Raw genomic sequence first — 13,223 nt, 5'->3', positions numbered from 1 at the left:
GCTTACTCCGGCGCCCCGTAGATCAGATCCTCCAGGGCTCCTTGGTACGTGGTGACGGCCTGGAGCGCGCCATATTCTTTTTTCTTCTTGATCTGCTGCTCACCGATGTACGCGCGGCCCTCGGCGGTCATGCCGCCGGACGAATTGGTCTTCGTGCCCAAGGGCTCGCCCGTGCTCATGTCGAACTCGGTCGTGGAGACCTGTGTCACCGGGGACTGCGCCTCCGCGCTGTGCAGGGCTTTGGCGAAGCCCCCCAGCTCGCCCGCTCCGGGGTCGCGGCCCATCATGTCCTGGAAGAGCTTGGTGGCGATGGCGCGGGCGGTGTCCGGGTCTGTGAGGTCCACGCGGGTGTCCGTCTGGGTCTTGAACCGGGGGCCCACGTACCGGCGCTCGCCGGTCACTGAGTTGACCTCGAAGTCGCCCTGCCTGACCCAGCGCTCACCCGTGCCGCCCGCGGCGGATACGTACGCGGCCATCAGGTCCAGCGGACGGACCTTCTTGCCGGCGGCCCCGTACAGGGCCGCTTCCTTGACCAGCTTGGCCCACAGCTTGCCGGCCTCCAGCGGGCCGTCCCCGAGCTTCAGCTGGCCGCCGATGATGCCCTGAGCCAGGAAGTCCGTCTGCTTCTTGGTGTTCCAGTTGTAGAAGTCCGCCAGCGCCTCGTCCGTGGAGACGAACAGATCCTTCTTCTGGCGGGACAGTCTGGCTTCCGCGGCCGGGGAGAGGTGCTTTGTATTCCTGCCGACAACGGCAGGAATCTGGCCCATGTAGACCGACCCGTCTCCGGTTGAACCGCCATTCGATCCGCCGAAGTACGCCTTCAGGGCGTCGAACTCGCCGGGTGCGGGCTTCTTGCCTATCAGCGGCATCAGGCCGCCTCCTCGTTCATGAGGTCTTCGAGCCCGGACAGATCCAGGCCCATATCCCGGGACAGGTAGCGGTTGTGCAGCTCCCCGAAGCGGGTGTCCTTCTCCACCAGGTCATCAACGAAGCGGGTCCACAGCTGCGCCAGGTCCAGGTTTCCCTTGGCTCCCAGCATCTTGGGCAGGCCCGCCTTGGCGCGGTCTGCCAGGGCGCCGTTCAGGGCCTGGCGGCCGGCCAGGTAGGTCTGGAGCGAGCGCAGGTCACTGCGGTTCGGCTGCTTGGCGATGTCCGAGTGCGCCACGGCCGTAAGGCCGGGGATCAGGCGGTCGTACTTCCGCACGTCGAAGGTGTAGAAGTCCTCGCTCCACTCGGCGTTGTAGTACGGGTTCTCGCTCCCGTCCGGGAGCAGCGGGTCTCCGTACAGCCGCGCAACGGAGCCGCGCATCTCCTTGAACTGCTCGGCGCCCTTGTCCGCGAAGGACTGGTAGCCCGCCTGGTGCATCTCCGCCGTGATGGTGTTCATCATCTGGCTGTACTTCGCCCAGCCGAGACGGCGCTGGTTCTCCTCCATCGCCTCTTCGGCGCTGATCTTCGTGCGCTGCATCTCCGCACCGCCGGGGACCAGCGGAGTGGAGAGCTGGTAGGCGTACGCCTCCGGGCTGAAGGGCCCACGGCCCTCGGGGCCGATGAGCAGGGCTGCCAGCTCAGGGTTCGCCGCGATCTCTGCCGCGTACTTCTTGGACAGCTCCACGGCCCGCTTGGTGGCGGGCACGCCGCCCGGGTTGTCCGTGGTCGCCTGGGCGAAGGTGAAGAAGGACTCGTCGTAGCGTGCCAGAAACTCCTCGTCCGCCTTGAGCGGGTCCTTTCGTCGCAGGTTGTTGTACTGATCCCGGAAGAGTTGATACTCGTCCGGCTTGGCCGTGGCGAAGGGCTGCACGAAGGCGGTGACGGCCGACCATGTCCAGTACCTACGCGTCATGTTTGCGATTTCTTTCGCGGACGGCATCGGCTTGCCGCGATTCGCGTGTTCGTACGCAGCCTTCTGCATGATCTGGAGCTTCACCCGCTGGTAGCGCTCGTCCGACGTGTCGAACGCGGTCAGGAAGTTCTTGATGGTCTGCGGGGCGCTCATCTCGTACGTCGTGCGGCCCAGGCCACCCGTAGAGGGGCCGAAGGGCAGAACGCCCAGGTGGCGGGCCAACTCCGCCTGGTCGGGCTTGTCCTTGACGAAGAGGCTCGTCGGGATGCTGACCACCGGACCCACGCCCGGGTTGAACCATGGGTCACCCTGGGTGATCAGGTTCATGCTGTCCTGGCTGATGCTCCAGTTACCACTGGAGTCCATGCCGAACGCCTTGCCCAGGGGGCCGTCCGCGACGAACTTCGGTATGCGGGCCATGATCCGACGCTCGCCCTTGGGGACAAAGCGCTTCTTGCCCGTTACCGGGTCAAGGACCGTGCCGTCCCTCAGCAGCGTGTTGCCGTCGTTGTCCTGCATCCACCCCGCGCTGATCGGCGCGTTGAAGAACATGGAGGCGTACCCGACCACCTGGGGGCGGTCCGCGATGATGCGCGCCCACCGCTGCCACGCCTCTGTGGTGGCAGCGAAGAACGGCGACACGAAGCGCAGCATCGCCGCGGCGTCGCTGCGGTGCGCAATGTCGAACACCAGCTTCCTGGTGTCTTTCAGTGCGAGCCGCCGGGCCGTCTCCGCGATGCGATCCGCATCCTTCTGCGAGATCTTCGCGCCCTGCTTCATCTCCTGGGACGCCAGGGTGCGGGCGTGGCCCTCGTAGAGCTGATTGAAGAGCGGGTGCCTGGACATGCGGTCAGCCGGGATGGAGGCCGCACCCTTGTACCACTTGTCGATTACGCGATCCAGGCCGCGGCTCATGTGGTTCGAGCCGGCGAGGGACTCGCCCAGCTGTGTCGTGTGGACCTGGAAGGGCCTCTGCCCGGTCTCGGCAAGGGCCGTCAGGTAGTCCAGGTCCGCCTCGCCCTTCAGGGCCGCCTGGCGGACGCCTGAAGCCGCGGGCATGTACTCGTCGACCTCATGCCACACCGAGGCCGCGATGCGGTCCGGGGTGCTGTACTTCACGCCCAGGCGCTTGCGGTACGCCCGGCCGGCGGGCGTGCGCGTCAGCCAGTGCGTCATGTCGCTGATCGACGCGCCCTTGACGGCCAGGTGGCCCAAGGGGTCCTGGAGGATCTGGTGGTTGATCGCCTGGTGCCAGGAATCGACGAAGAGCTTCTCGGATTGCGGGTAGCTGATCGCCACGCCGGAGCTGCTGTAGCTCTTCTGGAGGTTGGAGTGGACGATCTGCTTGTTCCGCTGGAGCAGCGTACGCAAGGAGTCGTCCGAGCTGATCATCTTCTGGTAATACTCGCCGCGCTCGCCGGCGAAAGCCGCAGGGACCACGGTCCCAGGCGCCACCTCGATCTCCCCGTGCAGCTGAGAGGACTGGTGCCACCCCCTCAGCCGCGCAAGCTTGGCAGCTTCTGCCGCGGAGAGAGACTCTGCCCTTCGGCCGCCCAGCTCCGCCAACTGGTCGTCCAGGGTCTGGAGCTGCGCCTTTGGTCCAGCAAGGCGGGTCTGCATGGTGTTCTCAGCGCGGAGAACCTGAGCCTGGTGCTTCGCCACCAGCGCCTGATGGGCTGCGATCTGCGCCGCCGTGGCCGTCGGGGGGAGAGCGTTCAATTTGTTGGTCGCCCGGCGGGCGCGGTCGCGCGCCCTGCGCACGGCGTCCTTGTGGATCAGCTCGCGGGTCTGCACCTTGGTCCGGAGCAGGTTCGCCTGCGGAGCGATGAGCTTGATCTCATCGTCCACGTACTTCAGGCCCTCACGGGCCGTGGCCTCTTCGGCCTCACGGAATGCTCTGGGCTTCCAGTGCGCCAGATTCGTGGCCAGGTTCTTGGCGCCGTATCCGGCGCGCATCGCCATCGCTGCCGCACCCACGCGGGCAATCTGGCCCGCCAGGTCGTCCCCGAGCACGCGAGGGATGTAGCCCAGGCGGAAGAGCGTGCCGAACTTCCACAGGTGGTTGAAGTAGTCCAGCCCGTTGATCAGCATGTCCGGGTTGCCGGCGCCGGACGTGCGCAGGGCCTTGATGGCGCTGCTGTGCCGGGCAAGGGTGGTGTCCAACGCCTTCAGGTCCACCATCACGTGGTTATTGGCCAGCTTCGTCACCAGGTTGGGATGGACTGCGAGCTTCCCGCCATCGGACATGAACTCATCCACGTGGATGTTCTCGCCCGGGTGCTGGGCGGCGGAGTAGCGCCGCAGCTTCTCCTGGCCGTTGGTGATCTCGTCCCTGTACTGCCGGTACAGGGTCATGCCCTCGTCGTGGGTGAGGCCGTGCTTTTGCGCCACACCCTGGACGCCCAGCCTCTGGACCTCGTCCAGGTGCGCCAGGCGCTCGCCCTCGGTCTTGGTCGTCAGGTACCGGTTCAGCAGATCCTGCCGGATGTCCGGCCCGATGGCGGGGATGCGGGCGATCTGCCCACGCAGCTCGTCGACCGCTTCGGGGTGGATATCGTCGATCGCTATGAGCCCATTGGGGTGCGCCTCCTTGAAGGAGCGCACGACCGTCAGCGGGGTCCCGTAGTAGTCGTCATACAGCCGGCTCGCCGCAAGACTCGGCCGGGCAGTGCTCCCGATAGCAGGGCCGGTGCGGTACGCACCCTGCGCGCCCGTACGGCGCTCCGCCCGGCCGAAGGAAAACCGGGTCAGGTTGACCGCGTCCAGCTCGCCGTAGTGGGCGAGCATCCCGCCGTACCGGGAGACGAGGTCTTCGTTCGCGTTGATCTGCGTGTGCAGATCGTCGATGCGCTGCTGGACCATCGCCTGAGCCCGCGGGTTACCCTGCGCGATGACGCGCGGCAGGGCCAGATCCAGCGCGGCGAGGCGCGCGGTGTCCTGCTGGAGCCGCTGCGCCGCCAGGGCGTTCTCGGACTCCAGGCGCGCACGGGCCTGCACGTCGCCCAGCGACGTTCGCATGAACAGGTTGACCTCGTCGGGCGTCTTCAAGGTCGAGATGATGCCGCCCGCGCGCGGGCCCATGGCCGACTTCTTGAACATGCTCAAGTTGTTGATCAGCGCCGGGTTGTCCTTGTTCTCGAACAGGAAGCGCTGCGCCTTGACCATGACACTGTCGTCCATCAGGCGGTTGATGTCGTCCCCGCTCCACCCCGCCTCTTTCACCCAGGGGCGGCCCGCCTTGCCCTCAATCGTGCGCTGGGGGCGCGACTTGACCACCGCTTCGGTGCGCGCGAGAGACGCGGTCTTGCCCGCGAGGATCGTGGGGTCCAGCCACCAGCGGAAGGCGAAGTCCGCGGCCCCGGTGCTGTACTTGAAGTAGTTGCTGTCCCCGCGCAACCTCTCCACGTAGCGGTTGCCCACGGCCGGCATGCCGGCCTTCTTCAGCAGCTCCTGCTGCTCGTCCTCATCCAGCTCGTCGAAGCCGGGCGGCAGGCCCGCGGGGGCGGGCTTCGCGTACTGGAGAGGCGCGTCCAGCGCCTTCTCCACCTTGTCCTGCTCGTCACCCATGAAGGGGCCACCCAGGCCGCCCTCAGGGCCGGACATGAAGAATGCCTGCCCTGGGCTGATGTGCTCAGCCGCGCGCCACGCCCGGCCCCACTCGCTCCCGGAGATCACCGAGCTGATCGGGGTGTCCGGATTGCCCGTGACCAGGAAGAACGTACTCAGCGGTTGGCTGATGCCGTTGTCGTACAGCCAGTTCATGCCGTGCATGGCCTCGGCCACGCTGTCCCTGATGGGTGCACTCACCGCGCGGTCAAGGATTCTCCCCGCCTCGTAGGACTCCTCCTCGTTGATGGTCTTCTTGCCGTCCTTCCAGTCGGCCTCGACATGGAAGGGGTCGATGTAGCGGTTCACGACGTTCATGGCGTTGGCCGTGCTGTCGATGGTGTCCCGCAGCCAGTCACCGAAGCCCATCACGCCTCCGAGAAGGTCGGCTCGTCGGGGGCGTACACGTCGATCGGCGTGGACGACGACTGAAGGCCGTACGCCAGGCCGTACCCGACCAGGTCGGGGTTCGCCCCGTTCAGGGCGAAGTCGAAAGCGAGAGCGGGGGCATCGGGCATCAGCGCCGAGAAATTCCCAAGATCCGTGAACCAGTCCATCAGGTCGCCATTCCCTTGAGCCGTCGCACCAAATTGCGGCCCGCCTTTGAGGCGCCGGGCTGGTTGGCCATGTGCTCCAGTACGGGCAGGTACTTGAGCAGGTTGCTCATGTCCTCGGTCGGCTCATCCGGCAGACCCAGAGCCTCAAGCCCCGGGCCTTCGCCCAGGGCGGCGCCGGCCGTGACCGGCTCATCCGGCAACTGCGTGCCCTGGTCGAAGCCGATGACGCCCGCTGAGACGTCCACGGCCTCCGGGCTGCCGACGTCGCCGCCGGGCGTAGCCGAGAGCGGCGCCGACTGCTGGAGCTGCTCCAGGTTCTGGCGCTCGCCGTACGCACCGCCAGACGGGGCCCGTACGGGCTGACCCGGGCCTCCGTCCGTGCGCTTACTCATCGCCCCCGGCCCGGAGACCGGGGCAGGGGAGCTGGGCTGACGGTATCCACCGCTGGCCATTCACTCCTCCTCATGGAATGGCTCAGTGAGCCTTGCGAGCGTCGTTGCTGCCGGTCGGAGACGGCTTGGAACCGAGCGAAGTCGTGTTCCACCCCGCGGCCGGCGAGTCGTGCTGGTTGCTGTTGGTGTCGTTCGAGCCCTGCATGGGCTGCTGGGTGTGGGGCTGCTCCATGCCGCCCTTCAGGTGCTCCATGGGCTGGCTACCGCCCTCGTGGAACGGGTCGCCCGCGAATCCGTCGGACATCTGGATCACTTCCTCTTCTTCGGGTCGCTGTGGTCCTCGCAGAACTTGGGCGCACGGCCCTTGCCCTGCGGACGCTTGGGGTTCGTGCACTCGCCGTGCTCGCAGCACGTCTCGGGTGACAGGTGGTTCTGCTCCTCGAAGAGCTCCATCAGGCGACCGCCTGACGGGATCTCCTTGCAGCCGAGCCAGTGCGTGGGGCGGCCGTTCTCGGGCTCGCGCCCGCAGCTCTTGCAGGTCATGCCGGTACCTGACGCTTGACGGATGTGGACATTGAGGGGCGGCCGGAGCTTGTGAGCCCGGCCAGCATGGACATGAGGTCAGGGGCGCCGCCGGGGCCCATCTGGGCCTGGCCCGGGGCGATACCGCCCGGCATGCCGGATGCGGCGTCCATGCCCGGCGGCATCCCGGGGCCGCCCTCGCTGGCTCCCGGGATGCCGGGCGGAGCGCCGGCCGCGGACGTGGGGGACGCGGCGGGCTCCGGCTGGAAAGCCTTCAGGATGGCCTCGTGCATCGGGACGCCCTTTTCGCGCATCTCGATAATGCTGGCCGCCTGAGACAAGACGATCATGGGGTCCATGCCCTGCTGGGCCATGATCCCGGCACTGCTGAGCATGGAGAAGATCCCTTGCTTCAGGGCGTCCTCGACCTGCTCGATATCGACCTGGCGCTGAAGGTCCGCCACATCGACGTCCATGGGCAGCTGGCGCTGTACGAAGTCGCGCGGCACCAGCTGGTCGCCGCGGAGCTGGAGAAGGAAAACCAAGGCTTGGTTCGGGTTCATCCCCGAGGCGAAGCCGTAGCTCACGCTCACCCGGTAGTTGCCCTTGATGTCCTTGGCCGGGGTGTACGACTCCTCGAACGGCGTGCCGTTGATGACGCCGCTGACGACCTTCTTCGAGTCGGGCCAGTACTTCTCGTCCATCTCGAAGCACAGTTCCAGGGCGCGCTCCAGCGCGTCACCGATCATCAGCTGACCCGTGGCGATCTGCACGTCATAGCCGCCGTTGAGGGCGTCCACGCCTCGACCCGTGATGATCGACGCGTCCACGTCGCCGGTAGCACTGGCGGGCGTACGCGTACCGCGCATCACCTCGGCCTGGAGCATGGCCCCCTGCTGCCAGGCGGCCTGCGGCATGTCCGTACCCACGCGCCGGATCTTCTCCGGGCTGTTCGTACGGATCACCGCATCGTCCCCGAAGGGGATGCGCTGCACGTCGGTCGGGATGGCCAAGGGCGCCCTGACCGTCTGCTGTGTGGCCTGAAGGCCGAGCATCGCCATGCGGTTGTTCGCCATCATCGGCCAGACCACGTCATCGAACTGACCGCGGTCCTGGTCGTCCCAGCTGGGCTTCTGTGCCACGGCGACGGGGACCTTGCCGAAGCGGTTCTCCGTCTCCATAAGCACGAGGTTCGAGCGCTCGGGCATGTAGAGGACGTACTGGTCCTTGTCGCAGTACTTGACCAGCTCAAGCTCGGTGTCGCCCGTGGTCTGTCGACTGAATGACTGGTCCCGCCCGAGGATCGCGTCAGCGTGCTCGGGGAACTTCGCCGCCAGCTGCCGAGCCGGCTCGCGCCAGACCTTGGTGTACGAGATGCACTTACCCGCCAGATCGAACTGCGGGTAGCTCTTCAGCGGGTTGTCGATCCGCAGGCGCGGGCGCCCCTGCTCGAAATCCGGCTCGACCAAGATCGGCATGGACCCGTACATCAGGTACCAGTCGCAGCCCTGCGGCATCTTCGCCTTCAGGTTGCTGTCCAGGACGTACGAGTACGCGATCTTCGTCTTCTTGGCGACGAACGCCTTTTGCCGGTTCGACGTCGTCACGCCAGAGGAGCAGTTGATCGACGGGAGCGGCGCCAAATTCTCCGCCAGCTGCCTCGCGGCCGTGTCGATGGCGTTCGCCGTGATGGGACGCGGCCACGCGTCCGGCATCGAGCCCGGGGCGATGCTGTCCAGCTTCTGCGCCCGTGCGTCAAAGATCGTCTGATGCCGCGCGTCGCGCTCGTGGCTGTCACGACGAAGGGCCTCCACTCGGCGTGATATCCGCTCAATGTCCGCCATGACCACCTCCCGGGCGCGAACTGTACGACGAATGAACTACTTCAGCTTCGCTTCCAAGGCGGCGACCCTCTTGGCGAGGGATTCCAAGGTCAGCGCAGGAGCCGGCGCCGGAGGCGTCGGCGGCTTGGGCGTGACCTTCAGTTCCGAGCCGATGCGGCTCCGCAGGGCCGGCATACGGACGTCCGTCCAGACGTCGGCGCCCGCGTGAGGGCGAGGGTCGATCTTTCCCGGCTGCCACTCCGCGTGGGCGATCACGCTCTTCGCGGTCCACGGGTTCTCGGGGTCCAGCTTGGTGTGCGCGCGGCAGATGGCCGCGGAAGCCAGGACCATGGACGCCACCTGGGCCTTGGTCCAAGGGTCCTTGCCGTCCCCGAGGTTCTCGCACTCGAAGCCGTAGAAGTGCTTGTTGCCGTCGGTGTTGGCCTGGTTGTCGAGTGGGAGGGTCGTCTCGTTGATGACGGCGCGCAGTACGTCGCCGTCCCCCATGCCGGCGTGATTCGCCCGGCCGTACCCAACGACGTGAATGGCGCCGTCCTTGGTGATGACGCCCTGGCACAGCGGCCCGGGGAGGCCGGCATAGCCGCGGCGGCAGATCTCCACCGTGTTCGCCGCGCCCTTGGTCACGGTGTGGTGCAGCATGATGCCGTGTACTGGGCCCCAGTCACCCATGTGGTTGCGGTTGTGGAGGGCCGGGCTCTTGCCGTCGGTCTGGACCTCAACGACCTTCAGGCCGACGCCTCTCAGGGCTCCGATGTACTGCGCGTACGTCAGCGGCTTGGCCACGTCTGTTCTCCTCACCAGCGAAGGGAGCCGTCCCAGGCCCCCGCGCCCTGCTGTTGCAGAGCGAAGTCGATGTCAATCACGTTCTGGCCGGCCAGGTCGCGCTCCGAGGCGAACTCACTCGCCTGCTGATGCCAGCCGCCGAAGTCGGTCATCATCAGCTCGCGGCAGCGGATCTCCGTGAACCACCAGGCCATCACGATGTCCGTCAGGCCCTTGGTCTCCGGGAACCACGAGCACAGCTGCTCCACGAAGGCGCGCATGCTCTCGCTCTGCGTCTGCGACGGCAGACGGACCAGGTTCCGCCCCTCGGACCAGCCTTCGAAGAGGGTGGCCATGGAGGCCACGCCGAAGTCCGAGTCCCACTTCTTGCTGTCCGTCTGGTGCGGCGTGATGAGACAGCCGCGGGCATTGAGGTATGTGCGGATCGCGGCATCCTGGACGATCGAGCCCTGGTACGCGTTCTTCTCGATCCGCCACTCCGAGATGCCGTATCGCTCCGTCAGGCGCTTGATCTCGGCGCGCATCTCGTGCGGGGGCATCCCTCTCTTGTTCACCACGTCCAGCACCCAGCGGATGCCCGTCTGCCGGTCGAGACCGACCACGACCATGGCGGTACACCCCGCGGCGGCCGGGTCAAGACCGGCGACGACCTGAAGGCCGTCCATGCCGTACTTGCGGTGGTCGCTCTGCCCGTCGTGCAGCCGGCCCGGGTAGCGGGCCCGGTCGATGCAGCCCTGGACGTCCTCCATTTTGAAGATCGCGTCGTCCGCCACCTGGTCCTGCATGTAGACCAAGGACCAGTTGCGCGCCCTCATCTTGCGGCGCTTGCGCGAGAGGGCCGGGCCGTCCCACATGGGCCACAGGCCCGCGGCGTCCTGCTGGACGAGCTTCCTGGCCGCGATGGTGACCGGAGGCCGGTTGGTCTGCGGCCACAGGGTGACCCAGTCTTTGGGGTCATCCGCGTACTCCAGGACCGCGGGCTGGGTCAGGTACGTCCAGGGACTCTGGCCCTCCAGGTAGTACTGCGGCTTCAGGATCTCCGAGTACAGGTCCACCGACTCCATGCGCGTGCCGATGAGCAGCATCCGGCCGCCCGCGTCGGCCACACGGCTGCCCACCTGGTTCTGAATCCAGTCGATCTGCGATTCGTACTGCTGGTGGTTCGTGTGGTCGATCGTGTCGTCCATGATCGCCAAGTCACAGCGGGAGCCGTAGATGTGGCCCCCGATGCCCACCGCTTGCACGGTGGGGTCCTTCTCTCCGGCCGTACGGCCCGCAACATAGATGCGGTCCGAGGTCCAGGACGCGGAGCCCTCCGCGAAGCCGCCAGGCGGGCCGAAAGCCTGCTGGAGGTCCAGGTACGTCTCGCTCTCGGCCAAGCGCTCCTTGATGGAGAGCAAGAACTTCTTGGCCATGTCCTGCGTCTTGCTGATCAACAGGATGCGGACGTTGGGGTCCTGGCAGATCCTCCACACCACGTAGTTCACCGTCAGCGTGGTGCTCTTCGCGTGCTCCGGGGGAGTGTTGACCACAATCTGGTCGGTGTCGCCCTGCACGAAGCGCTGACGCGGGTGCAGGTTCCGCGGGGGCTTCGCCTCCAGCAGGTCGTACCACTGGAGGTGGTGCGTGAAGAGCCGCGTGTTCAGGTACTTCTCGCAGAAGTCCGGGAAGTCGGGCAGCTCTGCCCGGTTGCCCTCGGCGCGGTCGATCTTCGCCTGGAGGGCCCGGTCCATCAGGTCCCGGTAGTCCGGGTCCGAGCGGCGGTAGTACTCGTGCGTCTTGCGCGAGCAGCCGGCCTGCCGGCAGCCGTCCTCGATCGTCCCGCCCATGCGGACGGTCGCCAGGATGGTCTGCTTCTTGTCCTTGGAGGACAAGGTGGAGGAGCGCCGGTCCCGGGGCTTCAGGGGCGGCAGTTCGCCCTGGATCAGCTTGACCACGCCCCACCTCCCGACTCGGGGGGTCCCGAGGGGGACCGACCAGCCGGGGACCGTACATCAGCTAGCGTTTTTCTGCTATCACTCTCCAAAAGGGCACGTAAGCGCTCGATAACTAGAACGTGTTCCATTCTGCGCGCGGAATCCTGGGAATTCAGGCACAGTTCGCCCTGCCGGGTCGAGCACGCTCCCCGGTCACCCGCGCTGAAAGCGGATGCAGGCCGTTAGAGGGCGCCGCACAATCACGCCCAGATTCGACTGGGCGTACCACGAGGAGCAGGCGTCCGAAGGCAGGAGCGCCGTGGCGGACACACACAAGACCTGACTCCACATGCCGCGCTGACCAGGAGTAATGCCCTGCGTCCTTCCCTGTCAGGGGCTTCCCTGCCCACGCGCTCACGCGCGCCCAGCTGGCGCCCGCCAGGGCGCCCCCAGCTGCGGCCCCAAGGCCGCGGAAAGCGCCAGCGCTACGCCACCCCAAGTGGCGGACAATCGCGCCGGAGATGGGAGCCCAACAGGGCTCAGCTGATACCAGGGGCTTTAGCAGCGACCTCTGGTCGGAGACCATCGGTCGAGCTCGGCCCCCGGTTTAACACCCGGGGGTCAAAGACAGCACACAGCGCGCCCCACAGGGGCGAGCGGGCCCCAACGGGGCCAGCAGGGGGCCTCGCTCGACCTGGTGAGGGGGACACCCCCCCCTCACACAGCTCTCGCTCACCCCGCTCCCCATAGCTATGTGAGCCTGGCTCACATCCATAGCAGTGGCCCTACGGGCCACAGCGGGTGGCCTACGGCCACCAGCTCACGCGCGTGCACACATGCACGCACACGCGTGGACAAGGGCAGGGCTCACGCCCTGACCACGTCGCCATGCACACCGCCAACCCCCTTGGGGGTGTACGGCGGAAGGGGGGAGCAGTGCCCCATGGGGGCACAGCAGCCGGCCCATGGCCGGCAGCTCGTACACGTACGCGCGAGGCTCCCTCAGCCCCCACAAGGGGGCTGGGAGCGGCGCCACCGCAGCCACGCACACAGCGTGTGCGGGAGCGTCCCCGCCGGCCCATGAGGGCCGCAGCACCCCCACCACCGGGCTCGTGAGGCCCGGCCATCCCAAGAGCCCTCCAAGGGCAGTCACATGCACACCGCGTTGCTCCGCAATCGGTGTGCTGCGGTCATGCCCCGCGCACACGGTGCGCTGCGTATGACCCCATGCGCCCCACGCGCACCACGCACAGGCGCAGTGCGATTACGTGACGTCATGTCATATGCCCAGCGCACGCCCCCTGACCAGCGAATACGCCCCTTCGCACCCCGTGCGATCCAGCCGCACCCGGAGTGCGTCTCCACCGCTCGAACACACACGGACTGATCGCCACCGCAACCACGGTGGTGGTCGCTTTAGATCTCAACGAAAGAAAGTGCCCAACTCAGGCAACCCTCATAAGTGCAGGTCAAGCAGGGTTCGAAAAGAATCTTGGAAAAACTTCCTCAGAACCACTTGACCACGAACGTGGTCAGGGCGCAGTCTCTAATCACTCCACCACGGAGCCCCGGAAACGGGAGCAACCGGGAGGAGTTGAGCAACACGAACGCGCCATGATTCACGGGCCGTTCACACCCGCCGGTGATCGCTTCGACTGCGGACCGTGCGGCACGAGAACTCAACAGCGAGCCACCCCAAGACCGAGAAGGTCTCAGGCGATAGAGCCGATAGCGGGTGATGCAGAGACAGCGCCGGCCGG

9 protein-coding genes are annotated in these 13,223 nt (G+C 66.8%); all 9 read right to left on the bottom strand.

Translation table 11 applies throughout. The annotated features are described in order from the left end of the window. Positions 1–2: 2 nt before the first annotated feature. A complete protein-coding gene (locus tag AS594_RS07100; RefSeq protein ID WP_069935014.1) occupies positions 3–869 on the bottom strand; it encodes a hypothetical protein in 867 nt (288 codons plus the stop codon). After that, complete coding sequence (locus tag AS594_RS07095; protein WP_069935013.1) at positions 869–5,818, bottom strand: hypothetical protein; 4,950 nt, start codon at positions 5,816–5,818, stop codon at positions 869–871. The genes AS594_RS07100 and AS594_RS07095 overlap by 1 nt, the downstream gene beginning before the upstream one ends. Next, positions 5,818–6,006 carry a hypothetical protein gene (locus AS594_RS07090; protein WP_069935012.1) on the bottom strand — a complete coding sequence of 63 codons (189 nt, stop codon included), beginning with the start codon at positions 6,004–6,006 and terminating at the stop codon, positions 5,818–5,820. Before AS594_RS07090 ends, AS594_RS07095 begins: the two co-directional genes overlap by 1 nt. After that, the gene (locus tag AS594_RS44520) at positions 6,006–6,398 is read right to left on the bottom strand and encodes a hypothetical protein (RefSeq protein WP_069935011.1); all 393 of its coding nucleotides are present in this window, start codon (positions 6,396–6,398) and stop codon (positions 6,006–6,008) included. Before AS594_RS44520 ends, AS594_RS07090 begins: the two co-directional genes overlap by 1 nt. Before the next feature lie 82 nt (positions 6,399–6,480). Continuing rightward, entirely contained in the window at positions 6,481–6,702 is a 222-nt protein-coding gene (locus AS594_RS07080) for a hypothetical protein (RefSeq protein ID WP_167367993.1), read from the bottom strand. 5 nt (positions 6,703–6,707) lie between these two features. Continuing rightward, positions 6,708–6,941, bottom strand: coding sequence for a hypothetical protein (locus AS594_RS07075; protein ID WP_069935009.1), 234 nt, complete (start codon positions 6,939–6,941; stop codon positions 6,708–6,710). Then, complete coding sequence (locus AS594_RS07070; RefSeq protein WP_141747157.1) at positions 6,938–8,764, bottom strand: hypothetical protein; 1,827 nt, start codon at positions 8,762–8,764, stop codon at positions 6,938–6,940. The genes AS594_RS07075 and AS594_RS07070 overlap by 4 nt, the downstream gene beginning before the upstream one ends. Positions 8,765–8,800: 36 nt before the next feature. Continuing rightward, positions 8,801–9,547: a peptidoglycan recognition protein family protein gene (locus tag AS594_RS07065; RefSeq protein WP_069935007.1), complete on the bottom strand. Its 747-nt coding sequence runs from the start codon at positions 9,545–9,547 to the stop codon at positions 8,801–8,803. Positions 9,548–9,558: 11 nt separating this feature from the next. Beyond that, on the bottom strand, positions 9,559–11,484 hold the full coding sequence (locus tag AS594_RS07060; protein ID WP_069935006.1) for a phage terminase large subunit family protein: 1,926 nt from the start codon (positions 11,482–11,484) through the stop codon (positions 9,559–9,561). Between the last annotated feature and the right edge of the window lie 1,739 nt (positions 11,485–13,223).

Source organism: Streptomyces agglomeratus, from assembly GCF_001746415.1.
GTDB lineage: Bacteria > Actinomycetota > Actinomycetes > Streptomycetales > Streptomycetaceae > Streptomyces > Streptomyces agglomeratus.
The sequence above is the reverse complement of the archived record's forward strand: the minus strand, read 5'-3'. Positions and strand labels throughout refer to the sequence as shown.

Coding starts and splice junctions, on each gene's coding strand:
- AS594_RS07100 (WP_069935014.1), bottom strand. CDS start 869: ATGCCGCTGATAGGCAAGAAGCCCGCACCCGGCGAGTTCGACGCCCTG.
- AS594_RS07095 (WP_069935013.1), bottom strand. CDS start 5,818: ATGGGCTTCGGTGACTGGCTGCGGGACACCATCGACAGCACGGCCAAC.
- AS594_RS07090 (WP_069935012.1), bottom strand. CDS start 6,006: ATGGACTGGTTCACGGATCTTGGGAATTTCTCGGCGCTGATGCCCGAT.
- AS594_RS44520 (WP_069935011.1), bottom strand. CDS start 6,398: ATGAGTAAGCGCACGGACGGAGGCCCGGGTCAGCCCGTACGGGCCCCG.
- AS594_RS07080 (WP_167367993.1), bottom strand. CDS start 6,702: ATGTCCGACGGATTCGCGGGCGACCCGTTCCACGAGGGCGGTAGCCAG.
- AS594_RS07075 (WP_069935009.1), bottom strand. CDS start 6,941: ATGACCTGCAAGAGCTGCGGGCGCGAGCCCGAGAACGGCCGCCCCACG.
- AS594_RS07070 (WP_141747157.1), bottom strand. CDS start 8,764: ATGGCGGACATTGAGCGGATATCACGCCGAGTGGAGGCCCTTCGTCGT.